At 60.7% G+C, this 25,176-nt stretch carries 21 protein-coding genes and 1 riboswitch; of the genes, 12 read left to right on the top strand and 9 right to left on the bottom strand.

Annotation, left to right across the window (positions count from 1 at the left end):
• Window positions 1–2: 2 nt before the first annotated feature.
• The 6 genes from ftsL to ilvI all read right to left on the bottom strand — a co-directional run bounded on the left by ftsL (window position 3) and on the right by ilvI (window position 5,627).
• Window positions 3–323 (bottom strand): cell division protein FtsL, encoded by a 321-nt coding sequence (gene ftsL, locus JS46_RS07985; RefSeq protein ID WP_033749477.1) that lies wholly within the window; start codon window positions 321–323, stop codon window positions 3–5.
• Window positions 320–1,261, bottom strand: coding sequence for a 16S rRNA (cytosine(1402)-N(4))-methyltransferase RsmH (gene rsmH / locus JS46_RS07980; protein ID WP_033749476.1), 942 nt, complete (start codon window positions 1,259–1,261; stop codon window positions 320–322). The genes ftsL and rsmH overlap by 4 nt, the downstream gene beginning before the upstream one ends.
• A gap of 2 nt (window positions 1,262–1,263) precedes the next feature.
• A complete protein-coding gene (mraZ, locus tag JS46_RS07975; protein ID WP_033749475.1) occupies window positions 1,264–1,722 on the bottom strand; it encodes a division/cell wall cluster transcriptional repressor MraZ in 459 nt (152 codons plus the stop codon).
• 487 nt (window positions 1,723–2,209) lie between these two features.
• Window positions 2,210–3,220 (bottom strand): catabolite repressor/activator, encoded by a 1,011-nt coding sequence (gene cra / locus JS46_RS07970; RefSeq protein ID WP_033749474.1) that lies wholly within the window; start codon window positions 3,218–3,220, stop codon window positions 2,210–2,212.
• A 188-nt stretch (window positions 3,221–3,408) separates the two neighbouring features.
• Window positions 3,409–3,900, bottom strand: a complete 492-nt coding sequence (gene ilvN, locus JS46_RS07965; RefSeq protein ID WP_033749472.1) for an acetolactate synthase small subunit — start codon at window positions 3,898–3,900, stop codon at window positions 3,409–3,411.
• Between the two features lie 2 nt (window positions 3,901–3,902).
• A complete protein-coding gene (ilvI, locus tag JS46_RS07960; protein WP_033749471.1) occupies window positions 3,903–5,627 on the bottom strand; it encodes an acetolactate synthase 3 large subunit in 1,725 nt (574 codons plus the stop codon).
• Between the two features lie 727 nt (window positions 5,628–6,354).
• On the opposite strand from ilvI, the gene leuL reads away from it, so the two are divergent.
• The 5 genes from leuL to leuD all read left to right on the top strand — a co-directional run bounded on the left by leuL (window position 6,355) and on the right by leuD (window position 11,195).
• A complete protein-coding gene (gene leuL, locus JS46_RS24815; protein WP_127908400.1) occupies window positions 6,355–6,438 on the top strand; it encodes a leu operon leader peptide in 84 nt (27 codons plus the stop codon).
• A 90-nt stretch (window positions 6,439–6,528) separates the two neighbouring features.
• Window positions 6,529–8,085 carry a 2-isopropylmalate synthase gene (gene leuA, locus JS46_RS07955; protein WP_033749470.1) on the top strand — a complete coding sequence of 519 codons (1,557 nt, stop codon included), beginning with the start codon at window positions 6,529–6,531 and terminating at the stop codon, window positions 8,083–8,085.
• Window positions 8,086–8,087: 2 nt separating this feature from the next.
• Window positions 8,088–9,179: a 3-isopropylmalate dehydrogenase gene (leuB, locus tag JS46_RS07950; protein ID WP_033749469.1), complete on the top strand. Its 1,092-nt coding sequence runs from the start codon at window positions 8,088–8,090 to the stop codon at window positions 9,177–9,179.
• A 4-nt stretch (window positions 9,180–9,183) separates the two neighbouring features.
• Window positions 9,184–10,587 carry a 3-isopropylmalate dehydratase large subunit gene (gene leuC / locus JS46_RS07945; protein WP_033749468.1) on the top strand — a complete coding sequence of 468 codons (1,404 nt, stop codon included), beginning with the start codon at window positions 9,184–9,186 and terminating at the stop codon, window positions 10,585–10,587.
• A 2-nt stretch (window positions 10,588–10,589) separates the two neighbouring features.
• Window positions 10,590–11,195 carry a 3-isopropylmalate dehydratase small subunit gene (gene leuD / locus JS46_RS07940; protein ID WP_033749467.1) on the top strand — a complete coding sequence of 202 codons (606 nt, stop codon included), beginning with the start codon at window positions 10,590–10,592 and terminating at the stop codon, window positions 11,193–11,195.
• Window positions 11,196–11,372: 177 nt separating this feature from the next.
• On the opposite strand, the gene JS46_RS07935 is transcribed toward leuD, so the two are convergent.
• Both JS46_RS07935 and JS46_RS24120 read right to left on the bottom strand, forming a co-directional pair.
• Entirely contained in the window at window positions 11,373–12,551 is a 1,179-nt protein-coding gene (locus JS46_RS07935; protein WP_033749466.1) for an MFS transporter, read from the bottom strand.
• Window positions 12,517–12,786, bottom strand: coding sequence for a hypothetical protein (locus JS46_RS24120; RefSeq protein ID WP_127908368.1), 270 nt, complete (start codon window positions 12,784–12,786; stop codon window positions 12,517–12,519). Before JS46_RS24120 ends, JS46_RS07935 begins: the two co-directional genes overlap by 35 nt.
• A gap of 16 nt (window positions 12,787–12,802) precedes the next feature.
• Between JS46_RS24120 and sgrR the strand changes: the two genes are divergently transcribed.
• The 4 genes from sgrR (at window position 12,803) to thiQ (ending at window position 17,915) form a co-directional block, all read left to right on the top strand.
• A complete protein-coding gene (gene sgrR / locus JS46_RS07930) occupies window positions 12,803–14,464 on the top strand; it encodes an HTH-type transcriptional regulator SgrR (RefSeq protein ID WP_033749465.1) in 1,662 nt (553 codons plus the stop codon).
• A 35-nt stretch (window positions 14,465–14,499) separates the two neighbouring features.
• A riboswitch (TPP riboswitch) is annotated at window positions 14,500–14,592 on the top strand.
• Between the two features lie 44 nt (window positions 14,593–14,636).
• On the top strand, window positions 14,637–15,623 hold the full coding sequence (gene thiB / locus JS46_RS07925; protein WP_033749464.1) for a thiamine ABC transporter substrate binding subunit: 987 nt from the start codon (window positions 14,637–14,639) through the stop codon (window positions 15,621–15,623).
• On the top strand, window positions 15,599–17,209 hold the full coding sequence (gene thiP, locus JS46_RS07920) for a thiamine/thiamine pyrophosphate ABC transporter permease ThiP (protein WP_033749462.1): 1,611 nt from the start codon (window positions 15,599–15,601) through the stop codon (window positions 17,207–17,209). The genes thiB and thiP overlap by 25 nt, the downstream gene beginning before the upstream one ends.
• On the top strand, window positions 17,193–17,915 hold the full coding sequence (thiQ, locus tag JS46_RS07915) for a thiamine ABC transporter ATP-binding protein ThiQ (RefSeq protein WP_033749461.1): 723 nt from the start codon (window positions 17,193–17,195) through the stop codon (window positions 17,913–17,915). Before thiP ends, thiQ begins: the two co-directional genes overlap by 17 nt.
• Here thiQ and JS46_RS07910 read toward each other — a convergent pair.
• A complete protein-coding gene (locus tag JS46_RS07910) occupies window positions 17,892–18,656 on the bottom strand; it encodes a DedA family protein (protein WP_033749460.1) in 765 nt (254 codons plus the stop codon). The genes thiQ and JS46_RS07910 overlap by 24 nt on opposite strands.
• A gap of 154 nt (window positions 18,657–18,810) precedes the next feature.
• Here JS46_RS07910 and polB point away from each other — a divergent pair, with 154 nt between their 5' ends.
• The 3 genes from polB to rluA all read left to right on the top strand — a co-directional run bounded on the left by polB (window position 18,811) and on the right by rluA (window position 25,172).
• On the top strand, window positions 18,811–21,171 hold the full coding sequence (gene polB / locus JS46_RS07905) for a DNA polymerase II (RefSeq protein ID WP_033749459.1): 2,361 nt from the start codon (window positions 18,811–18,813) through the stop codon (window positions 21,169–21,171).
• Window positions 21,172–21,327: 156 nt separating this feature from the next.
• Window positions 21,328–24,234 carry an RNA polymerase-associated protein RapA gene (gene rapA, locus JS46_RS07900; protein WP_033749458.1) on the top strand — a complete coding sequence of 969 codons (2,907 nt, stop codon included), beginning with the start codon at window positions 21,328–21,330 and terminating at the stop codon, window positions 24,232–24,234.
• A 284-nt stretch (window positions 24,235–24,518) separates the two neighbouring features.
• Window positions 24,519–25,172 carry a bifunctional tRNA pseudouridine(32) synthase/23S rRNA pseudouridine(746) synthase RluA gene (gene rluA, locus JS46_RS07895; protein ID WP_033749457.1) on the top strand — a complete coding sequence of 218 codons (654 nt, stop codon included), beginning with the start codon at window positions 24,519–24,521 and terminating at the stop codon, window positions 25,170–25,172.
• Window positions 25,173–25,176: the final 4 nt, after the last annotated feature.

Raw genomic sequence — 25,176 nt, 5'->3', positions numbered from 1 at the left:
CCTTATTTCTGTACCACAATATTTTCCTGGGATGGATCGACATGCTGTAGCTGCAGCTTCTCGGTGGCGATGCGCTCCACCCGGCTGTGATCGCCCAGCGCGTTCTCCTCAAGGATCAGGTTACGCCATTCAATGTCTAGCGCGTCGCGCTCTAACACCAGCTGTTCGCGCTGCGCGGTCAGCAGACGCGTTTTGTGCGTCGTCGTCACCACCATCACGGCCGACACCAGTACGGCGATCAGCAAAATCAGCGGGATTTTGCCGAACCGCAGCAGATCGCCGCCGATGACGCCGGGCAGGCTGTGACGTTCGTTGCCGATCATGCGTCGGTTCTCTCCGCAATGCGCAGAACCGAACTGCGCGCGCGCGGGTTGTCCGCGACTTCCGCATCGCCCGGCGTCATCTTGCCGAGCAGCTTCAGCTGACGTCCGCCCAGCGCTTTAAGCTGCGACTCGGTCATCGGCAGACCGGCCGGCACCTGCGGGCCGCGGCTCTGGTCGCGCATAAAACGCTTTACCAGGCGATCTTCCAGCGAGTGGAAGCTGATAATGGAGAGGCGTCCTTCGGGCGCCAGCGCCGTTAACGCGCCTTTCAGCGCCTTTTCAATCTCTTCCAGCTCGCTGTTGATCCAGATACGGATCGCCTGAAAGCTGCGCGTTGCCGGATGCTTGAACTTATCTTTCACCGGCGTGGCCGCCGCGATGACGTCAGCCAGCTCTTTGGTGCGCGTCATCGGCTGTTCGCGGTTACGCTCGACGATGGCGCGCGCGATGCGTTTAGCAAAACGCTCTTCGCCGTAGGTTTTCAGCACAAAGGCGATATCCGCCTCTTCCGCTTTGAGCAGCCATTCGGCAGCGGAATGCCCGCGCGTCGGGTCCATACGCATATCCAGCGGCCCGTCGCGCATAAAGGAGAAGCCGCGTTCCGCGTCGTCCAGCTGCGGCGACGAGACACCCAGATCGAGCAGGATGCCGCTGATTTTGCCGCTTAAGCCCAGCTCCTCGACATAGTCGGCCAGTGCGGAAAAGGGACCGTGCACGATCGAGAAGCGCGGATCGGCGATCTCGGCGGCGGCGGCAATAGCTTGCGGGTCGCGATCGATGGCGATAAGCCGTCCCTGCGGGCCCAGCTGCGACAGAATCAAACGTGAATGTCCGCCGCGACCAAAGGTGCCGTCGATGTAGATGCCGTCTTCCCTGATATTGAGGCCGTTAACCGCTTCGTCCAGCAGCACCGTGGTATGTTTAAAATTTTCCTGCATAGCTATAGCGACAAGTCCTGCAACCGCTCAGATAAAGGTTCCTGAGCCGACTGTTCTGCGTCAATGTCATCCTTGACTTGTTGATACCAGGTCTGTTCATCCCACAGTTCAAACTTGTTGAACTGGCCGACCAGCATCACTTCTTTCGTCAGGTGCGCGTGTTGCCGAAGGGTATTCGCCAGCAGCAAACGGCCTGCGTTGTCCATCTGACACTCACTGGCATGTCCCAGCAGCAGACGCTGTACGCGTCGTTCAACGGGGTTCATGCTGGATAAGCGAGACAGCTTTTTTTCGATGATTTCCCATTCGGGCAGGGTATAAAGCAACAGGCATGGCTGATGAAGGTCGATGGTACAAACCATCTGCCCTTGAGATTCCCCGATCAGCGTGTCGCGATAGCGCGTTGGTACGGCCAGTCGCCCTTTGCTGTCGAGATTGACTAACGTTGCTCCACGGAACATGCCAGTCTTCCCCTCAGCTCCCCATTTTCACCACTTTACCCCACTTTTTACCACGCCACGAGTTTACGGAGGCGATGAAATCGTTGTCAAGCCGAAGCGCGGCGGGAATATAACTATTTACAAGGGGTGATTTCGCTGATTGAAAAGCGGCAAACGGGGCAAAAGGTCAATTTTAAAAATTAACCTGATGAATAATGGAATAAAAAGCACGACGTTTTAGAAAATGCTTAAAAATAAGCCTGACGACCTGCGCTAATATTCTTCACTATTTCTGAGACAGGGGCTGCATTTTAGGGGAGTTCCGAAAGCGGCGCCTGCCGCTTCAGGCGGGTCAGGAGTGCGCGCCAGCCCAAAGAAATGGACATTTAACAATCACATCGCCGCTAATTTGTTAGACGAGATGTCGCAGCTTTACGCTTTTTTACCCTAAAAAATGATGAATATTAATACGCGAAAATTTAAGGGCAGCGGTATTGCTGCCCGTCAGCTATTTAACTTTGCGGCTGAGCTGACCGCGGCGAAATAAATTTCGTCGAATACGCGTTAATCCCGGTTTCGGTTTTCGTGGTTCATCAAGCGAAGCCAGAACTAACTCCAGCACGCGCTCCGCCACGTCGCGATGACGCTGCCCCACCGCCAGCACCGGACACTCTAAAAAGTCCAGTAATTCGTGGTCGCCAAATGTGGCGATCGCGAGGTCGGTCGGCAGGCGTCCGTCACGTTTTAACGTTACGTCCATAACGCCCTGCAGCAGACCGAACGAGGTGGTGAAGAGCGCTTCCGGCATATCATGATCGTCAAGGTACTTCTCAAACAGCGCCGCCGCCGCCGTGCGCTCAAAGCTGTTGCAATAGATATAGTCGATGGGGCGCGGATCCTCTTTCCAGGCGTCGCGGAAGCCCATTTCGCGCAGGAAGCTGACGGAAAGCTCAGGCAGTGCGCCGAGAAACAGCACGTTTTTCACTGGAAGCTGACGCAATTCAGCCGCCAGCGTAAAGGCGTCGTCCTGATCGGCGCCGACGACGCTGGTGAAGTGTTCACGATCCAGCGCGCGGTCCAGCGCGATAATGGGCAGCGGATCGTTGATCCAGCGCTGATAGAAAGGATGCTCAGGCGGCAAAGAGGTGGAAACGATTATCGCATCGACCTGACGCTGCAGCAGATGTTCGATGCAACGCATTTCATTGTCGGGCTGATCTTCCGAGCAGGCGATCAGCAGCTGATAGCCGCGCTGCCGCGCCTGACGTTCAAGATAGTTGGCGATGCGGGTATAGCTGGTGTTTTCCAGATCGGGGATCACCAGGCCGATCGAGCGCGTACGGCCAGCACGCAGGCCCGCCGCCACGGCGTTGGGGTGGTAGTTATGCTCACGCACCACCGCCATCACTTTCTCGACGGTTTTTTCGCTGACACGATACTGCCGCGCTTTGCCATTGATGACATAACTGGCCGTGGTGCGCGACACGCCTGCCAGGCGCGCGATTTCATCCAGTTTCACGATAACTCCATACTTCACGGCGAGCCGCGTTGCGGCAGATGTCCGCAACTAAGCTAAGGGTAACTCGTTTGTAACATCTAACAGCAGAACTTCGCGCTGAGCAACCGCTTTTCTCAGCGATCCCCGCATAGCGCATAAAATAAAAAAACCCGGCATTACGCCGGGTTAGAGACTGTCACCTTGAGCAATTACCGCATAATGCGATCGCCGCGCGACACGCCGACGATGCCGGAACGCGCCACTTCAACGATTTCCGCCACTTCGCGCACGGTATTCAGGAAGGCGTCGAGCTTATCGCTGGTGCCCGCCAGCTGAACCGTGTACAGCGTCGGCGTCACGTCGATAATCTGACCGCGGAAGATCTCCGCGCTGCGCTTCACCTCTTCGCGGCCGTAACCGGTGGCCTGAAGTTTCACCAGCATGATTTCGCGTTCGACATAGGCGCCCTGCCCCAGCTCGCTGACGCGCAGCACATCCACCAGCTTGTGCAGCTGCTTTTCGATCTGCTCCAGCACCTTTTCGTCGCCAACGGTCTGGATGGTCATACGCGACAGAGTGGGATCGTCGGTCGGCGCAACGGTCAGGCTCTCGATGTTATAGCCGCGCTGGGAAAAGAGACCCACCACGCGAGACAATGCGCCGGATTCGTTCTCCAGCAGAACCGATAAAATACGACGCATAATTATGTCCTCTCCGTTTTGCTCAGCCACATCTCATCCATCGACCCGCCGCGGATCTGCATCGGGTAGACGTGCTCGCTGCCGTCGACGGTGACGTCGACGAACACCAGCCGCCCTTTCGCCAGCGTATCCAGCGCCAGCTGCAGCTTCTCTTCCAGCTCGGAAGGATGCTGAATCGCGATGCCGACGTGACCGTATGCCTCAGCCAGGCGCACGAAGTCCGGCAGCGATTCCATATAAGATTGCGAATGACGGCCGGAGTAGATCATATCCTGCCACTGCTTCACCATACCGAGCACGCGGTTGTTCAGGCTCAGCACCAGCACCGGCAAATCGTACTGCAGCGCGGTGGAGAGCTCCTGAATATTCATCTGAATGCTGCCGTCGCCGGTCACGCAGATTACCGTCTCTTCCGGCAGCGCCATTTTCACGCCCAGCGCGGCCGGCAGCCCGAAGCCCATGGTGCCGAGCCCGCCGGAGTTGATCCAGCGGCGCGGTTTATCAAAGGGATAATAGAGCGCCGCGAACATCTGATGCTGGCCGACGTCCGACGTCACGTAGGCATCGCCGTTAGTCAGGCGAAAGATCGTTTCGATAACCGCCTGCGGCTTGATCTTTTCACTGTTGCGATCGAACGCCAGGCATTTACGACTGCGCCAGCCCTCGATGCTCTGCCACCAGTCGCGCAGGCTATCGAGATCCTGCTTCGTCTCACTCTGCGCCAGCAGATCGAGCATCTGCTGCAGCGTCTGCTTCGCATCGCCGACGATAGGAATATCCGCCGCCACGGTTTTCGAGATCGAGGTAGGATCGATGTCGATATGCAGCACCGTCGCGTTCGGACAATATTTAGCCAGGTTATTGGTGGTGCGATCGTCAAAGCGTACGCCGACGGCAAAGATAAGATCGGCGTTATGCATCGTCATATTGGCTTCGTAGGTGCCATGCATGCCGAGCATGCCCACCGACTGGCGATGGGTGCCGGGGAAAGCGCCCAGCCCCATCAGCGAACTGGTGACCGGAATGTTCAGATGCTCCGCAAGCTGCAACAGTTCCGCCTCGCACGCCGAGGTAATCGCGCCGCCGCCGACGTACATCACCGGCTTACGCGCGGCGAGCAGCGTATTGAGCGCGCGCTTGATCTGTCCTTTGTGGCCCTGAATCGTCGGATTATAGGAGCGCATGCTCACCGATTCCGGATAGACGTAAGGCAGCTTGTTGGCCGGATTCAGAATATCCTTCGGCAGATCGATCACCACCGGACCCGGACGCCCGCTGGCGGCCAGCCAGAACGCTTTTTTCAGCACGGTCGGGATCTCTTCGGTGCTTTTCACCAGAAAGCTGTGCTTCACCACCGGGCGGGAAATCCCCACCATGTCGCACTCCTGAAAGGCGTCGTAGCCAATCAGCGAGGACGGCACCTGTCCCGACAGGATCACCAGCGGAATCGAATCCATATAGGCGGTGGCGATACCGGTAATCGCATTGGTGGCGCCCGGTCCCGACGTCACCAGCACCACGCCGACTTCGCCGGTCGCGCGCGCCAGCCCGTCCGCCATATGCACCGCGCCCTGCTCATGACGCACCAGTACGTGATCGATTCCGCCTACGGTTTGCAGCGCATCGTAAATATCCAGCACCGCGCCGCCCGGATAACCGAACACCTGCTTTACGCCCTGATCGATTAACGACCGGACGACCATCTCGGCTCCTGACAACATCTCCATTTTCTGCCTCCAGGCTTGAGGAACTGAATCCACTGACGCTCGCTGTTCCTGCGCGCCACTGGCATCCTGCCCCACGTTCGCCAGTTAAGATCAAAACCTTATGTTTATGCGCAGACGCCGGAACGCCTTTCCGACATCCAGATACAGAGAAATCTGCTTGGTTGATTGTTTTAAGAGTTGGTCGATTACCATAACCGTAGAAAACCTGGCAGGCAAACGTCAGAGTCTGCGCTTATCGTTAAGCCGGCCGTAAAGCCTCTGCGCGATAAGTTAAGCGCGCGAGGAATTATCTAATTCCCTGGAAGTTAGGCAGAAGAAAATGCTGAAGACGAAATCATTTCCAGCGGGTTATAAGAAATAATAAAAAATTAATTCCGCCTGCATCAGCCCACAATTTTCCTGTGAAATTCATTTCTGGCGTTATTAACTCTGAAATAAAGGCGACGCACGACATTGTGCTGCCGCGCAGCGGTAAAACAGTTCTGCTTCAGCCAGTGAGGAAACCCTTAAAAAAACCATAAAATCAAAAATATAAAATAAAATCATCGCAGCGTATCGCCGCTTCTGAACGCCATTTTCCACTCATTGTCTGTTCCACTGATCTGGCGCGAAAACACAGAATTATTTCCTTAACGTCCGCCGAAAATACCCTTTTACTTATGGTTGACATCCCGTCCCGATTCCAGTACCAATATGTGCAGCACAAAATTTTACGAGGTTCGAATTCATGTTTCATTCATTCCGCCTACTCGGTCTACTACTTAACGCATTCAGTTTGCGCGGTAGACTCGTGGGCAGAATCAAACACTGATTCGAACCTGCTGAAAGTTAAAAACCCGCGCCTTGCGCGGGTTTTTTTATGCTCGTTGCACGGTGAAGTTAACGCATAAGGATGAATACGATGAGCCAGCAAGTCATTATTTTCGATACCACTCTGCGCGACGGTGAGCAGGCATTACAGGCCAGCCTGAGTGTGAAAGAAAAATTGCAGATCGCACTGGCGCTGGAGCGCATGGGCGTTGACGTGATGGAAGTCGGTTTTCCGGTCTCGTCGCCGGGCGACTTTGAATCCGTTCAGACCATCGCGCGCACCATTAAAAACAGCCGCGTCTGCGGGCTGGCGCGCTGCGTCGAGAAAGATATCGACGCCGCTTATGAAGCGCTGCGCGTGGCGGAGGCCTATCGTATCCACACCTTCATCGCCACCTCGCCGATGCATATCGCCACCAAACTGCGCAGCACCCTGCCTGAGGTAATCGAGCGTGCGGTGCATATGGTGAAACGCGCGCGCAACTATACCAGCGACGTCGAGTTCTCTTGCGAAGATGGCGGCCGCACGCCGATTGACGATCTGTGTCGCGTTGTGGAGGCGGCGATCAACGCCGGCGCCACCACCATCAACATCCCGGACACCGTGGGCTACACCCTGCCGGGCGAATACGCCAGCATCATCAGCCAGCTGATCAATCGCGTGCCCAATATCGACAAAGCGATTCTGTCGGTGCACACCCATGACGATTTAGGCATGGCGACCGGCAACGCGCTGGCTGCCGTCCAGGCGGGCGCGCGGCAGGTGGAAGGCACGCTGAACGGTCTGGGCGAGCGCGCCGGCAACTGCGCGCTGGAAGAGGTCATCATGGCGATCAAAACCCGCCAGCAGATCCTGAACGTGCATACCAACATCCAGCATCAGGAAATCTACCGCACCAGCCAGATGGTCAGCCAGATCTGCAATATGCCGATCCCGGCGAACAAAGCGGTGGTCGGCTCTAACGCCTTCGCCCACTCCTCCGGCATTCATCAGGACGGCGTGCTGAAAAACCGCGAGAACTACGAAATCCTGACGCCGGAGTCGATCGGCCTGCATAAAATCCAGCTGAACCTGACCTCGCGCTCCGGCCGCGCTGCGGTGAAACACCGCATGGAAGAGATGGGCTACAAAGAGAGCGACTACAGTCTGGACGCGCTGTATGACGCCTTCCTGAAGCTGGCCGACAAGAAAGGCCAGGTGTTCGATTACGATCTGGAAGCGCTGGCCTTTATCAACAAACAGCATGAAGAGCCGGAATATTTCCAGCTGAACGAATTCAACGTGCAGACTGGCTCCAGCGTCACGGCGACCGCCTCGGTGCAGCTGGGCTGCGGCGAAGAGACCAAAGCAGACGCCGCCACCGGCAACGGCCCGGTCGACGCAGTTTACCAGGCGATCAACCGCATTACCGGCTTCGAAGCTGAGCTGGTGAACTACAAGTTAACGGCGAAAGGCCACGGCGAGAACGCGCTGGGCCAGGTAGATATCGTGGTCAACTATAACGGCCGCAAATTCCACGGCGTGGGTCTGGCGACCGATATCGTCGAATCCTCCGCGAAGGCGATGGTGAACGCGCTGAACAATATCTGGCGCGCCAAAGAAGTCGAAAAAGAATTGCAGCGCAAATTTCAGAAGGAAACGGTGTAACTATGTCTACCTCTTCTCATATCGCAGTATTGCCCGGCGACGGTATCGGCCCGGAAGTCATGGCGCAGGCCTTGAAAGTACTGGACGCCATTCGTCACCGCTTTGATATGCGTATCACTACCAGCGAGTATGACGTCGGCGGCATCGCCATCGACCGCCACGGCGAACCGCTGCCGCCTGCCACCGTCGCCGGCTGCGAGCAGGCCGACGCCATTCTGTTCGGCTCGGTCGGCGGCCCGAAATGGGAACATCTGCCGCCCGCCTCGCAGCCAGAGCGCGGCGCGCTGCTGCCGCTGCGCAAGCATTTCAAACTGTTCAGCAACCTGCGTCCCGCCGCGCTCTATCAGGGCCTGGAGGCCTTTTGCCCGCTGCGCGCCGATATCGCCGCGAAAGGTTTCGATATTCTGTGCGTGCGCGAGCTGACCGGCGGTATCTATTTCGGCCAGCCGAAAGGGCGTGAAGGCAACGGTCCGCATGAGCGCGCCTTCGACACCGAGGTCTATCACCGTTTCGAGATTGAACGCATCGCCCGCATCGCCTTTGAGTCGGCGCGCAAGCGTCGCAATAAAGTCACCTCTATCGATAAAGCCAACGTGCTGCAGACCTCGGTGATGTGGCGCGAAATCGTTAATGAAGTGGCGCAGGATTATCCCGACGTGCAGCTGAGCCATATGTATATCGATAACGCCACTATGCAGCTGATTAAAGACCCGTCGCAGTTCGACGTGCTGCTCTGCTCCAATCTGTTCGGCGATATTCTCTCTGACGAGTGCGCGATGATCACCGGCTCGATGGGCATGCTGCCGTCAGCCAGCCTGAATGAAGAGAGTTTCGGTCTGTATGAGCCGGCGGGCGGCTCCGCGCCCGATATCGCCGGACAGAATATTGCGAACCCGGTGGCGCAGATCCTGTCGCTGTCGCTGCTGCTGCGCTACAGCCTGAATGCGGATGCCGCCGCCGACAGCATTGAGCGCGCCGTCAGCCGCGCGCTGGAAGAAGGCTACCGCACCCGAGATTTGGCCGGTGACGGCCCCGCCGTCACCACGGATGAGATGGGCAGCGTGATTGCCCGCTTTATCGCCGAGGAAAAATAAAATAATGAAAACTTTATACCAGAAGTTATTTGATGCACATGTCGTTCACGAAGCGCCTAACGAGACGCCGCTGCTCTATATCGATCGTCACCTGATTCATGAGGTGACGTCGCCGCAGGCCTTCGACGGTCTGCGCGCCCACGGCCGCAAAGTGCGTCAGCCGTCGAAGACGTTCGCCACCATGGACCATAACGTTTCGACCCAGACCAAAGACATCAACGCCTCCGGCGAAATGGCGCGCATCCAGATGCAGGAGCTGATGAAGAACTGCGCCGAGTTCGGCGTGCAGCTCTACGATCTGAACCACCCGTTCCAGGGCATCGTGCACGTCATCGGGCCGGAGCAAGGCATGACGCTGCCGGGCATGACCATCGTCTGCGGCGATTCGCACACCGCGACGCACGGCGCGTTCGGTTCGCTGGCTTTCGGCATCGGCACCTCGGAAGTCGAGCATGTTTTCGCGACCCAGACGCTGAAGCAGGGTCGCGCGAAGACCATGAAAATCGAAGTGCTGGGCGACGCCGCGCCGGGCATCACCGCGAAGGATATCGTGCTGGCGATTATCGGGAAAACCGGCAGCGCGGGCGGCACCGGCCACGTGGTGGAGTTCTGCGGTCCGGCTATCGAAGCCCTGAGCATGGAAGGTCGCATGACGCTGTGCAATATGGCGATCGAGATGGGTGCCAAGGCGGGCCTGGTCGCGCCCGACGATACCACCTTCAACTACCTGAAAGGCCGTCAGTTCGCGCCGCAGGGCGAGAAGTGGGAGCAGGCGGTAGAATACTGGCGCACCCTGAAGTCGGACGCAGGCGCGCACTACGACGCGGTGGTGACGCTGAACGCCGCCGATATCGCGCCGCAGGTGACCTGGGGCACCAACCCGGGCCAGGTGATCGCCGTGGACGAGCTGATCCCGAACCCGGCCTCGTTTACCGATCCGGTCGAGCGCGCCTCAGCCGAGAAGGCGCTCGCCTATATGAATCTGCAGCCGGGCATTCGCCTGACTGACGTCGCGATCGACAAGGTATTTATCGGCTCCTGCACCAACTCGCGCATTGAAGATCTGCGCGCCGCAGCGGCCATCGCCAAAGGGCGCAAAGTTGCGCCGGGCGTAGTGGCGATGGTGGTGCCAGGCTCCGGTCCGGTGAAAGCGCAGGCGGAAGCGGAAGGCCTGGACAAAATTTTCCTCGAAGCCGGTTTCGAATGGCGCCTGCCGGGCTGCTCGATGTGCCTGGCGATGAACAACGACCGCCTGAATCCAGGCGAGCGCTGCGCCTCGACCAGCAACCGTAACTTTGAAGGTCGCCAGGGCCGCGGCGGACGTACTCATCTGGTCAGCCCGGCGATGGCCGCCGCAGCCGCTGTTTCCGGCCACTTTGCCGATATCCGTGAACTGACAGGAGCATAATCATGGCGAATAAATTTACTCAGCATACCGGCATCGTTGCCCCGCTCGACGCGGCGAACGTCGACACCGACGCCATTATTCCCAAGCAGTTCCTGCAGAAGGTGACGCGCACCGGCTTTGGCGCCCATCTGTTTCACGACTGGCGCTTTGACGACGACGCCGGCACCGTGCCGACCGCCAGCTTTGTGCTGAACAAGCCTGAGTTTCAGGGCACCAGCATTCTGCTGGCGCGCGAGAACTTCGGCTGCGGCTCCTCGCGCGAGCATGCGCCATGGGCGCTGACCGATTTCGGTTTTCACGTGGTGATTGCGCCGAGCTTCGCCGACATTTTTTACGGCAACAGCTTTAACAACCAGCTGCTGCCGGTGCGCCTCAGCGACGAGCAGGTGGACGAGATGTTTAAGCTGGTGGCGGCGCAGCCGGGCATCCGCTTTACCGTCGATCTGGAAGCGCAGACGGTAACGGCGGGCGACAACGTCTACTCGTTCGAGATCGATAGCTTCCGCCGCCACTGCATGCTGAACGGCCTCGACAGCATCGGCCTGACGCTGCAGCACGAAGCGGCGATTACCGATTATGAACAGCGCCAGCCTGCGTTTTTGAATTAAGGCATCGCTGTTTGCAGGTCAGGAGCTAACGCGAGTGGCAGGGTCCGATCGCAAAGTCGCTAAACGCATCCCTGCTCGCTCGGCCCGCGCCATCCCTGGTGCGGGACGCTTTGCTCTTCGGACCCAGCCACCCGCGTTTTACGCTTTAGCGCTGCCTGTAAGAAAAACAGTGCCCTCTTAGACGTTCTTCACGCGCGCCGACATGGCGAACGCCGCGACGGCCAGCCCCAGCGCCAGCCAGTACACCGCAATATGCCCGAAGCGCTCGCTCAGCGTCCCCTGAATCACGCCTGCCAGAATCATCCCGGTCGAGATAGAGTTGGTGAACATGGTAGTCGCCGCGCCCGGCCGACCCGGCATCAGATCCTGAAACCACAGCATGCCGATGCCGGCAATAATGCCGATAAACACCGCGTTAAACAGCTGCAGCGCCATCAGCGCAGTCTGCGAGGCGAACATCGCCAGCCCGGCGTAAAACAGAATGCCCGCCGCCACCGCGATCAACATCAGATTGCGCTTGCCGACGCGCTTCGCGTAGTGCCCGGCCAGCAGCATTACCGGGATCTCCAGCCCGGCCGCCGTCCCCATCAGCAGACCCGCCAGCTTCTCCGGCAGACCGAGCGTGACGCTGATATAGAGCGGCATATCGATGATATACATGGTATTGCAGGTCCACATCGTTACCGAGGCGATAAACAGCAGGCGCACGTCGCGGTCGCGCCAGCCGCTCAGCGGCATGCCGCCGCTCCTCATCAGCGGCTCGGCGCGCGGCACCGACGGCAAGGTGAACTTGATCAGCAGGATACAGACCAGAAACAGCGCGGCCGCCACCAGAAAAAGCGTCACAAAGCCGAAGTTAAGCGCCAGCGCGAACGACAGCGGCGGACCGATTACCCAGGCGAGCGAAAGCTGCGCGCGCATCACCGAGCTGAACATCACCGCTTCGCGCGCCGACTGGTCGGCATACTCGCGCGCTAGCGCGAAAATCTGCGGCATCGACACGCTGGCCAGCGCCGAGAGCAGCACGCCAAGGGTAATCAGCGTCAGGTAGTGGCGGGTAAAGGCGAACAGCAGCGCGTTGCAAAACGCCATCGCGCAGCAAAAGAGGATCAGCGTACGACGATCGCCGCGGCTGTCGGAGCGCTTCGCCACCAGCATGCTGACCACGATGCCCGCGATGGCGTTGACGGTAAAAAAGAGCCCGACCCAAAGGGGACGCGCCTGCACCTCGCGCGTCAGAAACAGACTCAGCGTCGGCGCCTGCAGCGCGCCGGCGACGCCGATCATAAAAGAGGCGGCCATAAAGGCGAGAAAGACCGGATTAATACGGCGCTTCCGGGTTAACAGCGACTTCATAGCGAGATCCCTTTGCGGTGGCGAGAGCAGGAAAAACAGGAGAAAGGATTCTAGCGCAACAGAAAAAAGCCAGCAGGAAAAATCTCTGCTGGCGGTGTAATTGCACCCTACTCAGAAAAGATCCCGCCGCAGCGGCATCATGGTCGAGCGCCATTCCGTGCGGAATGCCTCCCGCTCTTCCAATAGCGCTAAGTTTGCCCGTAATATGAGGCAGAAAAAACTGAGCGCTTTTCACAGGGAGTTCCTCTTTTATGTCCTCATCACGCCTTAAGCAGCAGTTCATCCGCCTGTGGCAAAGCTGCCAGGGCGAAAGCCAGCTGGTTACGCTCAGCGAACTGGCCGAACGGCTGCACTGCTCGCGTCGCCATATGCGCAACCTGCTGAATGCGATGCAGGAGGCGGGCTGGCTCACGTGGCAGGCCGAGGCGGGACGCGGCAAGCGTTCGCAGCTCAGCTTCTGCTACACTGGCCTGGCGCTGCAGCAGCAGCGCGCCGAGGATCTGCTGGCGCAGGATCGTATCGATCAGCTGGTGCAGCTGGTCGGCGACAAGGCGGAGGTACGCCAGATGATCCGCGCCCATCTCGGCCGCAGTTTCCGCCAGGGCAAACATATTCTGCGCGTGCTCTACTATCGCCCGCTGCTTAACCTGCTGCCCGGCTCGCCGCTGCGCCGCTCCGAAACCCATCTGGCGCGGCAGATTTTCAACGGTCTGACGCGTATAAATGAGGAAAACGGGGAAGTCGAGGCGGATATCGCCCATCACTGGCAGGCGATATCGCCGCTGCACTGGCGTTTTTACCTGCGCCCGGCGATCCGCTTTCATCACGGCCGCGAGCTGGAGATGGCGGACGTCACGTCGAGCCTGGAACGCCTGCGCCCGTTGCCGCTCTTCTCCCATATTCAACGCATCGATTCGCCCGCACCCTGGACGCTGGATCTCCATCTCAGCGAACCGGACGACTGGCTGCCGTGGCTGCTCGGCAGCGTCAGCGCCATGATTCTGCCGCGCGAATGGCCGCAAATGCGCGACTTCGCGCGGCATCCCGTTGGCACCGGCCCCTATCGCGTGGTGCGCAACCAGCAGAGCCAGCTGAAGATCGAGGCGTTTGACGACTATTTCGGCTTTCGCGCGCTGATTGACGACGTCTCAATCTGGGTACTGCCGGAGATCAGCGACGAACTGGTCTACTCCGGCGTGCGTCTCCAGGGCGCCGCCGAGGATGAAAAGTCGGAAGAGAGCCGCCTTGAAGAGGGCTGCTATTTTCTCCTGTTCGATCAGCGCTCCGCCCTGGGACGCGATGCCGACGTCCGGCGCTGGCTCTGCCATTTGCTGAATCCCATCGCGCTGCTCAACTATGCCGAGGCCGGCTATCAGCGCTACTGGTATCCTGCCTACGGCCTGCTGCCGCGCTGGCACCACCGCCGCGATTTGACGCCAGCGACCAGGCCGCCCGGTCTGGAGAGCCTGACGCTGACCTGGTACAGCCAGCACGTCGAGCATGAGGGCATCGCCAATGCGCTGCGCCCACTGCTGGCGCAGCACAATGTGCGGCTAATTACCCGTGCAGTCGACTATGAAACCTGGCATCAGGGCGAGGCGGAAAGCGACGTCTGGCTCGGCAGCGTCAACTTCACTCTGCCGCTGGAGTATGCGCTGTTTGCCCAGCTCTACGAGATCCCGCTGCTGCATCACTGTCTGCCGCTCGACTGGGAACAGGACGCCGCGCGCTGGCGGCGCAAAGCGCTGCCGCTCGCCGAATGGAGCAAGCGGCTGCTCGATGCGGATGGTTTGCATCCGCTGTTTCATCACTGGCTGCTGCTGGAAGGTCAGCGCAGCATGCGCGGCGTGCGGCTCAATACGCTTGGCTGGTTCGACTTTAAATCCGCCTGGTTCGCGCCGCCGACGCTGTGATGCTTTCCCCCTGGCGCCGAAATGTCTAGAATGAGCCGTTCTCAACGGGGTGCCTGCGAAAGGCTGAGAAAAACCCGTCGAACCTGATTCGGTTAATACCGACGTAGGGATTTGAGAGGCTGCTACGCTCAGATCCTTTGCGACTCATAACAACTCTCCCCTGGAGCGCAAAGTGGTTAAACAGATTCTCCCTCTGCTGATGTTGCTGTCCGTGCCGGCGCTGGCGGCAAAACCTGCCCTGACCGTCTACACCTACGACTCCTTCTCCGCCGAATGGGGCCCCGGCCCGGCGGTGAAAAAAGCCTTTGAAGCGCAGTGCGGCTGCGAGCTGCGCTATGTGGCGCTAGAAGATGGCGTCTCGCTGCTGAACCGCGTGCGCATGGAAGGCAAGAACAGCAAGGCCGACGTGGTGCTCGGCCTCGACAATAATCTGCTGCAGGCGGCGCAGCAGACCGGCCTGTTCGCCAAAAGCGCGGTCGATCTCCATAACCTGACGCTGCCGGGCGGCTGGCAGGATCAAACCTTCGTGCCCTTTGACTACGGCTACTTCGCCTTCGTTTATGACAAAACGCGCCTTAAAAACCCGCCGACCAGCCTGAAAGAGCTGGTGGAAAGCCCGGAGAAATGGCGCGTGATCTATGAAGATCCGCGCACCAGCACGCCGGGTCTGGGCCTGCTGCTCTGGATGCAGAAAGTCTACGGCGACAGCGCGCCGCAGGCCTGGCAGAAGCTGGCGCAGAAAACCGTTACCGTGACCAAGGGCTGGAGCGAAGCCTACGGCCTGTTCCTGAAAGGCGAAGGCGATCTGGTGCTAAGCTATACCACCTCGCCCGCCTATCACCTCATCGAAGAGAAAAAAGAGAACTACGCCGCCGCGCCGTTTGCAGAAGGTCACTATTTGCAGGTTGAAGTCGCCGCGCAGCTTGCCGGCAGCAAGCAGCCGAAGCTGGCGCAGCAGTTTATGCAGTTTATGCTGACGCCCGCCTTCCAGAACGCCATCCCGACCGGCAACTGGATGTATCCGGTCATTAAAAGCGAGCTGCCAGCGGGTTTCCAGACGCTAAGCGTGCCGCAAACCGCGCTGCAGTATAGTCCGCAGCAAGTGGCGCAGCAGCGCCCAGAGTGGATTAACGCATGGCAACGCGCCGTCAGCCGCTAATCCCGCTGTGGATGGTGCCGGGCAGTGCCGCCGCGCTGCTGCTGTGCGGCGTGGCGCTGCTGGCGTTCGGCGCGCTCTGGGCCAGCGCGCCGGCAGGCGACTGGCGTGGGCTGCTGCATGATAGCTATCTGCGCCACGTGGTGCGCTTCTCGTTCACCCAGGCGCTGCTCTCCGCCCTGCTGTCGCTGCTGCCCGCGATCCCGCTGGCGCGCGCCCTCTACCGCAGGCGTTTTCCCGGCCGTCAGCTGCTGCTGCGCCTTTGCGCCATGACGCTGGTGCTGCCGGTGCTGGTGGCGGTCTTCGGCCTGCTGACGGTCTATGGCCGCGTCGGCTGGCTGGCGCAGCTCTGCCAGCTGTTCGGCATCGACTACCGCTTCTCGCCCTATGGGCTGCAGGGCATTCTGCTGGCGCACTGCTTTTTCAACCTGCCGCTGGCGACGCGCCTGATGCTGCAGACGCTGGAGAATATTCCAGGCGAACAGCGTCAGCTCGCCGCTCAGCTCGGACTGCGCGGCTGGCACTTATTCCGCCTGCTGGAGTGGCCCTGGCTGCGCCGACAGCTGCTGCCAACCGGCGCGCTGATTTTTATGCTCTGCTTCGCCAGCTTCGCGACCGTGCTCTCGCTGGGCGGCGGCCCGCAGGCCACCACCATCGAGCTGGCGATTTTTCAGGCGCTGAGCTACGACTACGATCCCGGCCGCGCCGCGCTGCTGGCGCTGATCCAGCTCGCCTTCTGCCTGACGCTGGTGCTGCTGAGCCAGCGCTTCAGCAAGGCGATTCCGGCAGGCAGCGCGCAGCTGCGCGGCTGGCGCGATCCGCACGATTCGCGGCGCGCGCGCATCGGCGACGGCCTGCTTATCGCGCTGGCGCTGCTGTTGCTGCTGCCGCCGCTGCTGGCGGTGATCGTTGACGGGCTGCGCGGCGTCTCGGGCGGCGCGCTGGCGCAGCCGGCGCTGTGGCAGGCGACGCTCACCTCGCTGCGTATCGCCCTCGGCGCGGGCGCGCTCTGCGTCACGCTTACCATGATGCTGCTGTGGAGCAGCCGCGAGCTGCGCCTGCGCCAGCGCCTGCTGCCTGCGCAGGTAGTGGAGACCAGCGGCATGCTGATCCTGGCGATGCCGGGCATCGTGCTGGCGACCGGCTTCTTTTTACTCTTCAACGCCACCACCGGCCTGCCAGACTCGCCCGACGGACTGGTGATTTTCGCCAACGCGCTGCTCGCCATTCCCTATGCGCTAAAGGTGCTGGAAAACCCGATGCGCGACAGCGCCGAGCGCTATTCGCACCTGTGCGCGTCACTGGGGATCGCTGGCTGGAACCGACTGCGGCTCATTGAGCTGCGCGCGCTGAAGCGTCCGCTGGCGCAGGCGCTCGCCTTCGCCTGCGTGCTCTCTGTCGGCGACTTCGGCGTGGTGGCGCTGTTCGGCAGCGCAGACTTCCGTACTTTGCCCTTTTACCTTTATCAGCAGACCGGCGCCTATCGCGGCGCCGACGGCGCGGTTACCGCTCTGCTGCTGTTAGCGATCTGTCTGCTGCTGTTTACCCTGATGGAAAAATTACCTGGCCGCCATGCTGACACTGACTAATCTGACCTACCTCTACCAGCATCTGCCGATGCGTTTCAGCTTCAGCGCCGAACGCGGCGAGCGGCTGGCGGTGCTCGGCCCCAGCGGCGCGGGTAAAAGTACGCTGCTCAGCCTGATCGCCGGCTTTCTACCGGTGAGCCAGGGCGCGCTGCGCATCGACGGCGCGGATCACGCCCATAGCGTGCCGTCGCAGCGTCCGGTATCGATGCTGTTTCAGGAGAACAACCTGTTTCCGCACCTCAGCGTGCAGCAAAACATGGCGCTGGGTCTGCATCCAGGACTGAAGCTGAACGCCGCGCAGCGGCGGCAGCTGGAAGAAATTGCCGATCAGGTGGGGTTAAGCGATCTGCTGACGCGTCTGCCGGGCCAGCTCTCCGGCGGCCAGCGCCAGCGCGCGGCGCTGGCGCGTTGTCTGCTGCGCGACCGACCGGTGCTGCTGCTGGACGAACCCTTCTCGGCGCTTGATCCGGCGCTGCGTAACGAGATGCTGCAGCTGGTGCGGCGCGTCTGCGAGGCGCGAGCGATTACCCTGTTGATGGTGTCGCACAGCCTGGAGGATGCGCAGCAAATTGCGCCGCGCAGCCTGGTGATCGTCGATGGCCGCGTCTACTGGGACGGCGCCACCGAGACGCTGCTGTCGGGCGACACGCGCGAGGCCGACGTGCTCGGCATCGCCCGCGCGTCAGGCAAAGAACACCTGCCATAACAGCTGGCGGAACAGCGGCATCATCGGATGGAACTGGATCGCTGCGAAGGCGGCGACCGCGATAGCGATGCCCAGCGGCGCCAGCCAGCGCAGGCGCGCAGGCGGCAGATACGCCGTCGCCCAGTCGCGGCTTTTGCCGCTGCGCCACCAGCGCCAGCCGAGCCAGCAGCCCAGCCAGACCAGCAGCGCCACCAGCAGTAACAGCCATTTAAACGCGCCGCTCTGCGCGTCCTTCGGCACGTCGATCGCCACGCCCGCCAGAATGCCCGGCAGCAGATAGAGCGGCGGCCACAGCACGCAGCCAATCAGGTTCGGCGGCAGAAACTTGCGCACCGGCAGCTCGAGCATGCCGGCCGCCAGCGGAATCAGCGGACGCGTCGGCCCGACAAACCGTCCGACCAGAATGGTGAACATGCTGTGCTGATGCAGCGCGTGCTCGGTTTTATCCAGCAGCCCTTTGTATTTCTGCAAATATTTCCAGCGGTGCAGCGGCCCCTGAAACTTCCAGCCGATGCCGTATGAGATCCAGTCGCCCAGCAGACAGCCTACAAAGCCCGCCGCCCAGGCGGGATAAAGCCCAATCTGTCCGCTGCCGACCAGCGCGCCCAGGCTGGCCATCATCACGGTGCCCGGCAGCAGCAGGCCAACAAAGGCCAGCGATTCAAGAAAGGTCACCAGCGCAACGGCGATCAGCGCGTACTCCAGCGACTGCGTAAACAGATGTTGAATCCAGGCTTCCATAACCTTCCTTACTCACACTTTGGATGCTGGATTGTCCAGAGGCGGCACGACAGCGTCAAGGTAAGAATTGTAGGGCGACGTTGACAAAAGCGCGCCGCGCGCACTGGATAAATAACCATGTTATACTCTGGCTGTTTTTTCGTCTGGAGCCGATGTGAATACGCCCCGCGCAGGATTCTTGCTTACCCGCCACTGGCGCGACAGCGCCCAAGGCACCGAAATCGTTTTCTGGCTGGCGACGGACAGCGGCCCGCAGCGTCTGGCGCTGCCGGCGCAGGAGTCGGTCGCCTTTATTCCGTGCGACTATCAGCCGCAGGTAGAAGCGCTGCTGCGCGACGAGCGTCAGGTGCGGCTGCAGCCGCTGGCGCTGAAGGATTTTCGCCGCCGCCCGGTCTTCGGTCTTTACTGTCGTCAGTATCGCCAGCTGCAGCGGCTGGAAAAGCTGCTGCGCGAACAGGGCATTCCGGTGTTTGAAGCGGATATCCGCCCGCCGGAGCGCTTCCTGATGGAGCGCTTTATCACCGCGCCGGTATGGTTCAGCGGCGAGCCGCAGGGCGACGCGCTGGTCAACGCCCGCCTGAAGCCCCATCCCGACTATCGCCCGCCGCTGAAGTGGGTGTCACTGGATATCGAAACCACCCAGCATGGCGAGCTCTACTGCATCGGCCTGGAAGGCTGCGGCCAGCGGCAGGTCTTTATGCTGGGGCCGCCCAACGGCGACGCCAGCGCGCTCGACTTCGATCTGATCTATTTCGATACCCGTCCGCAGCTGCTGGAGGCGCTCAACGCCTGGTTCGCCGAGCACGACCCTGACGTGCTGATCGGCTGGAACGTAGTGCAATTCGACCTGCGCGTGCTGCAAAAACATGCCGACCGCTACGCCATTCCGCTACGCCTCGGGCGTGAGAGTACGCCGCTGGAGTGGCGCGAGCACGGCTTCAAGCCCGGCGTCTTTTCCGCCAGCGCGGCCGGCCGCCTGATTATCGACGGCATCGAAGCGCTGAAATCCGCCTTCTGGACCTTTCCCTCCTTTAGCCTGGAGGCGGTGTCGCAAACCCTGCTGGGCGAAGGCAAAGCGATCGATAACCCCTGGCACCGCATGGAGGAGATCAACTGGCGCTTCGCCAACGATAAGCCGGCGCTGGCGCGCTACAACCTCAAAGACTGCGAGCTGGTGACGCGTATTTTCCATAAAACCGCGATCATGCCGTTTCTGCTGGAGCGCGCCTCGGTCAACGGCCTGGCGGCGGATCGCCACGGCGGATCGGTGGCCGCCTTCAGCCATCTTTATATTCCGCGCATGCATCGCGCAGGCTTCGTCGCGCCCAACCTCGGCGAGGTCGCGCCGGAAGCGAGCCCCGGCGGCTACGTGATGGATTCCCGTCCCGGTCTCTACGATTCGGTGCTGGTGCTCGATTACAAAAGCCTTTATCCGTCGATTATCCGCACCTTCCTGATCGATCCGGTCGGACTGGTCGAAGGTCTGGCCCACCCCGACGACGCCGATTCGGTGCCCGGCTTCCGCGAAGCGCGCTTTTCGCGCCATACCCACTGCCTGCCCGCCATGGTCGAGCAGATCTGGCAGGGGCGCGAGGCGGCGAAAAAACAGGGCAATCAGCCGCTGTCGCAGGCGTTGAAAATCATTATGAACGCCTTTTACGGCGTGCTCGGCACCAGCGCCTGCCGCTTCTTCGATCCGCGCCTCGCCTCGTCGATTACGCTGCGCGGCCACGCCATTATGCAGCAGACGCGCGAGCAGATAGAGGCGCAGGGCTTTGATGTCATTTATGGCGATACCGATTCGACCTTCGTCTGGCTGAAGTCGCCGCACAGCGAAGCGGAAGCGGCCGCCATCGGCCGCAGGCTGGCGGAGCAGATCAACGCATGGTGGCGCGAACATCTGCAGCAGCAGTACGGTCTCGACAGCGCGCTGGAGCTGGAGTATGAAAACCACTTCAGCCGCTTTCTGATGCCGACCATTCGCGGCGCCGAACAGGGCAGCAAAAAGCGTTACGCCGGGCTGATCCGCGACGGCGCAAACGAGCGGCTGGTGTTCAAAGGGCTGGAATCGGTGCGCACCGACTGGACGCCGCTGGCGCAGCAGTTTCAGCAGGCGCTCTACGGTCATATTTTTCGCGGCGAGCCCTGGCAGGATTACGTGCGCGACACCGTGGCGCGGCTGCTGGCGGGCGAGCTGGACGACCTGCTGGTCTATAAAAAACGGCTGCGCCGCCCGCTGGCCGACTATGAGCGCAACGTGCCGCCGCACGTGCGCGCCGCGCGGCTGGCGGATGAGCAGAACCGCAAGCTGAACCGCCCGCTGCAGTATCAAAACGGCGGCTCGATCCGCTACGTGATGGCCACCGCAGGCCCTGAACCGCTGGAGGCACGCGTCACGCCGCTGGATTACGATCATTACGTCAGCAAGCAGCTGCAGCCGGTGGCCGACGGCATTTTGCCTTTCGTCGACGGCGACTTTGCTACACTGATTACTGGGCAGCTGGGGCTTTTTTGACAGGTGACGAACGGCCTGCCTTCCAGTACCATAGCGCCCTTCCTGCATCTCACCGCTCTTAAAACCTGACCAGACCTCCCTTTGTCTGGGGAAAAGGTATTGCCTGTGGCGGGGAAACTTCACCAAAAACACCTTAAAAATTCGAGCTAGAAAAATATGGTTTTTACATTAGGTCAGCGCTGGATTAGTGATACGGAAAGTGAACTGGGGCTCGGAACGGTCGTGGCGGCGGACGCCCGCATGGTTACGCTGCTGTTTCCGGCGACGGGCGAAAACCGCCTGTATGCCCGTAACGACTCTCCGGTGACTCGCGTTATCTTTAATCCGGGCGATACGGTGACCAGCCACGAAGGCTGGCAGATGCGCGTCGATGAAGTACGCAACGAAAATGACCTGATGACCTATATCGGCACGCGTCTCGATACGGACGAAAGCGAGGTGGTGCTGCGTGAAGTGATGCTCGACAGCAAGCTGGTATTCAGCAAACCGCAGGATCGCCTGTTCGCTGGCCAGCTCGATCGTATGGATCGCTTCGCCCTGCGCTATCGCGCCCGCAAATATCAGAGCGCGCAGTATCGTCTGCCGGTAAGCGGTCTGCGCGGCATGCGCACCAACCTGATCCCACACCAGCTGCATATCGCCCACGACGTGGGCCGCCGCCATGCGCCGCGCGTGCTGCTGGCGGACGAAGTGGGCCTCGGCAAAACCATTGAAGCCGGCATGATCATCCAGCAGCAGCTGCTGGCCGGGCGCGCCGAGCGCGTGCTGATCATCGTGCCGGAAACCCTGCAGCACCAGTGGCTGGTCGAGATGCTGCGCCGCTTCAACCTCCACTTCTCGCTGTTCGACGACGACCGCTACGCTGAAGCACAGCACGACAGCGACAACGCCTTCGAGACAGAACAGCTGATTATCTGCTCGCTCGATTTCGTGCGCCGCAACAAGCAGCGCCTTGAGTTGCTGGCAGAGGCGGAGTGGGATCTGATGGTGGTCGACGAAGCGCACCACCTCGCCTGGAGCGAAGGCGAGCCGAGCCGCGAATATGCGGTTATCGAACGGCTGGCGGAGCAGATCCCCGGCGTGCTGCTGCTGACCGCGACGCCGGAACAGCTGGGCATGGAGAGTCACTTCGCCCGTCTGCGTCTGCTCGATCCTAATCGCTTCCACGATTTCGCGCAGTTTGTCGAAGAGCAGCAGCACTTCCGTCCGGTCGCCGACGCGGTCTCCTCGCTGCTGGCCGACAAAGCGATCTCGCAGGAAGAGATGAACATCATCAACGATCTGGTGGGCGAGCAGGATATCGAGCCGCTGCTACAGGTCGCTAACAGCGAACGCGACGGCAAACTCGACGCGCGCAAAGAGCTGATCGCCATGCTGATGGATCGCCACGGCACCAGCCGCGTGCTGTTCCGCAACACGCGTAACGGCGTGAAGGGCTTTCCGAAACGCGAACTGCATCAGATCCGCCTGCCGCTGCCGGCGCAGTATCAGACCGCCATTAAGGTCTCCGGCATTATGGGCGCGCGTAAAAGCGCGGAAGAGCGTGCGCGCGACCTGCTCTATCCCGAGCAAATTTATCAGGAGTTCGAAGGCGACAGCGGCACCTGGTGGAACTTCGATCCGCGCGTCGAATGGCTGCTTGGCTACCTGACCAGCAACCGCAAAGAGAAAGTGCTGGTGATCTGCGCCAAGGCGGCCACCGCGCTACAGCTGGAGCAGGTGCTGCGCGAGCGCGAAGGCATCCGCGCGGCGGTGTTCCACGAGGGGCTGTCGATTATCGAACGCGACCGCGCCGCCGCCTGGTTCGCCTCGGAAGAGAACGGCGCGCAGGTGCTGCTCTGCTCCGAAATCGGTTCCGAAGGGCGCAACTTCCAGTTCGCCAGCCGTCTGGTGATGTTCGACCTGCCGTTTAACCCGGATCTGCTGGAGCAGCGTATCGGCCGTCTCGATCGCATCGGCCAGGCGCACGATATTCAGATCATGGTGCCCTGGCTGGAGAAAACCGCTCAGGCGGTGCTGCTGCGCTGGTATCACGAAGGGCTCGACGCCTTCGAGCACACCTGCCCGACCGGCCGCACCATTTACGACAGCGTGCATCAGCCGCTGATCGATTTCCTCGCCGCGCCGGAAAACAGCGAAGGCCTGGATGAATTTATCGCCGAGTGCCGCAAGCAGCACGAGTCGCTGAAGTCGCAGCTGGAACACGGTCGCGATCGCCTGCTGGAGCTCAACTCCAACGGCGGCGAGTCGGCGCAGGCGCTGGCGGCGGAGATCGCCGCGCAGGACAACGACACCGAACTGGTGAACTTTGCGCTGAACCTGTTCGATATCGTCGGCATCAACCAGGAGGATCGCAGCGATAATCTGATCGTGCTGACGCCGTCCGATCATATGCTGGTGCCCGATTTCCCGGGCCTGCCAGAAGATGGCTGCACCATCACCTTTAATCGCGATCAGGCGCTGTCGCGCGAAGATACCCAGTTCATCACCTGGGAGCATCCGCTAATCCGCAACGGCCTGGATCTTATCCTTTCCGGCGACACCGGCAGCTGCGCGCTGTCGCTGTTGAAAAACAAGGCGCTGCCGGTCGGCACGCTGCTGGTGGAGATGATCTACGTGGTCGAGGCGCAGGCGCCTAAGCATCTGCAGCTGACGCGCTTTCTGCCGCCGACGCCGATCCGTATGCTGCTGGATCGCAACGGTACCAACCTGGCGGGCAAGGTGGAGTTTGAAAGCTTCAACCGCCAGCTTAACGCGGTGAATCGCCATACCGGCAGCAAGCTGGTCAACGCGGTACAGCAGGATGTGCACGCGATTCTGGTGCAGGCGGAAGAGAAAGTGGTGCCGGAAGCGCAGGCGCTGATCGCCGCGGCGCGCGCCGAAGCGGACGAAAAGCTGGGCGCGGAGCTGTCGCGTCTTGAGGCGCTGAAAGCGGTCAACCCGAACATCCGCGAAGATGAGATCGAGGCGCTGGAGAGCAATCGCCAGCAGGTGCTGGAAAGCCTGAGTCAGGCCAACTGGCGTCTCGACGCACTGCGCCTGATCGTGGTGACGCACCAGTAATCTCTTACAGACGGCTAAAATGCTTGCAAGCAGGTGAGAGGGACCGAAGAGCAAAGCGTCCCGCGCAAGGGACAAAAACGCCGGGAGCGTTTTTGAACAACGCGGCGCGCTGGCCCGGTAACGGGCGCACCTCAGGGATGAGGTGCGTAATTGCGCGGGCCGAGCTGGCAGGGATGCCGCCTTTTGCGTCTTTGCGATCGGGCCCTCTCACCTGCGTTGGCACCGAGTGAATAAACGCTGGGGTCATCCGGCTCCTTTTCTTTGATCAATAAGCAGAATACATCATGGAACCCTACAATCCGCCGCGCGAGCCCTGGCTGCACATTCTCTATCAGGATGCGCACATTATGGTGGTCAATAAGCCGAGCGGGCTGCTCTCCGTTCCTGGCCGTCTGGAAGAGCACAAAGACAGCGTAATGACGCGCATTCAGCGCGACTATCCGCAGGCGGAATCGGTACATCGCCTCGATATGGCCACCAGCGGCGTGCTGGCGGTCGCCTTAACCAAGGCGGCGGAGCGCGAGCTGAAGCGCCAGTTTCGCGAGCGCGAGCCGTCAAAAAGCTACGTGGCGCGTGTCTGGGGCCATCCAGCAGCGGAAAAAGGGGTCATCGATCTGCCGCTGATCTGCGACTGGCCGAACCGGCCGAAACAGAAAGTCTGCTTTGAAACCGGCAAAGCGGCGCAGACCGAGTATGAAGTGCTGGCCTATCTGGACGACAACAGCGCGCGCGTGGCGCTGAAGCCGATTACCGGCCGCTCGCACCAGCTGCGCGTGCACATGCTGGCGCTGGGCCATCCCATCCTGGGCGACGGCTTCTACGCCCATCCCGACGCGAAAGCCCGCGCACCGCGCCTGCTGCTGCATGCCGAATCGCTGACCATCACGCATCCGGCATTCGGCAACAGCATGACCTTCCGCCAGCCCGCCGATTTTTAAGCGG

It is taken from the genome of Pantoea sp. NGS-ED-1003 (genome assembly GCF_000738765.1).
GTDB classification, from domain to species: domain Bacteria; phylum Pseudomonadota; class Gammaproteobacteria; order Enterobacterales; family Enterobacteriaceae; genus Pantoea; species Pantoea septica.
This window is presented reverse-complemented; position numbering and strand designations above follow the sequence as displayed.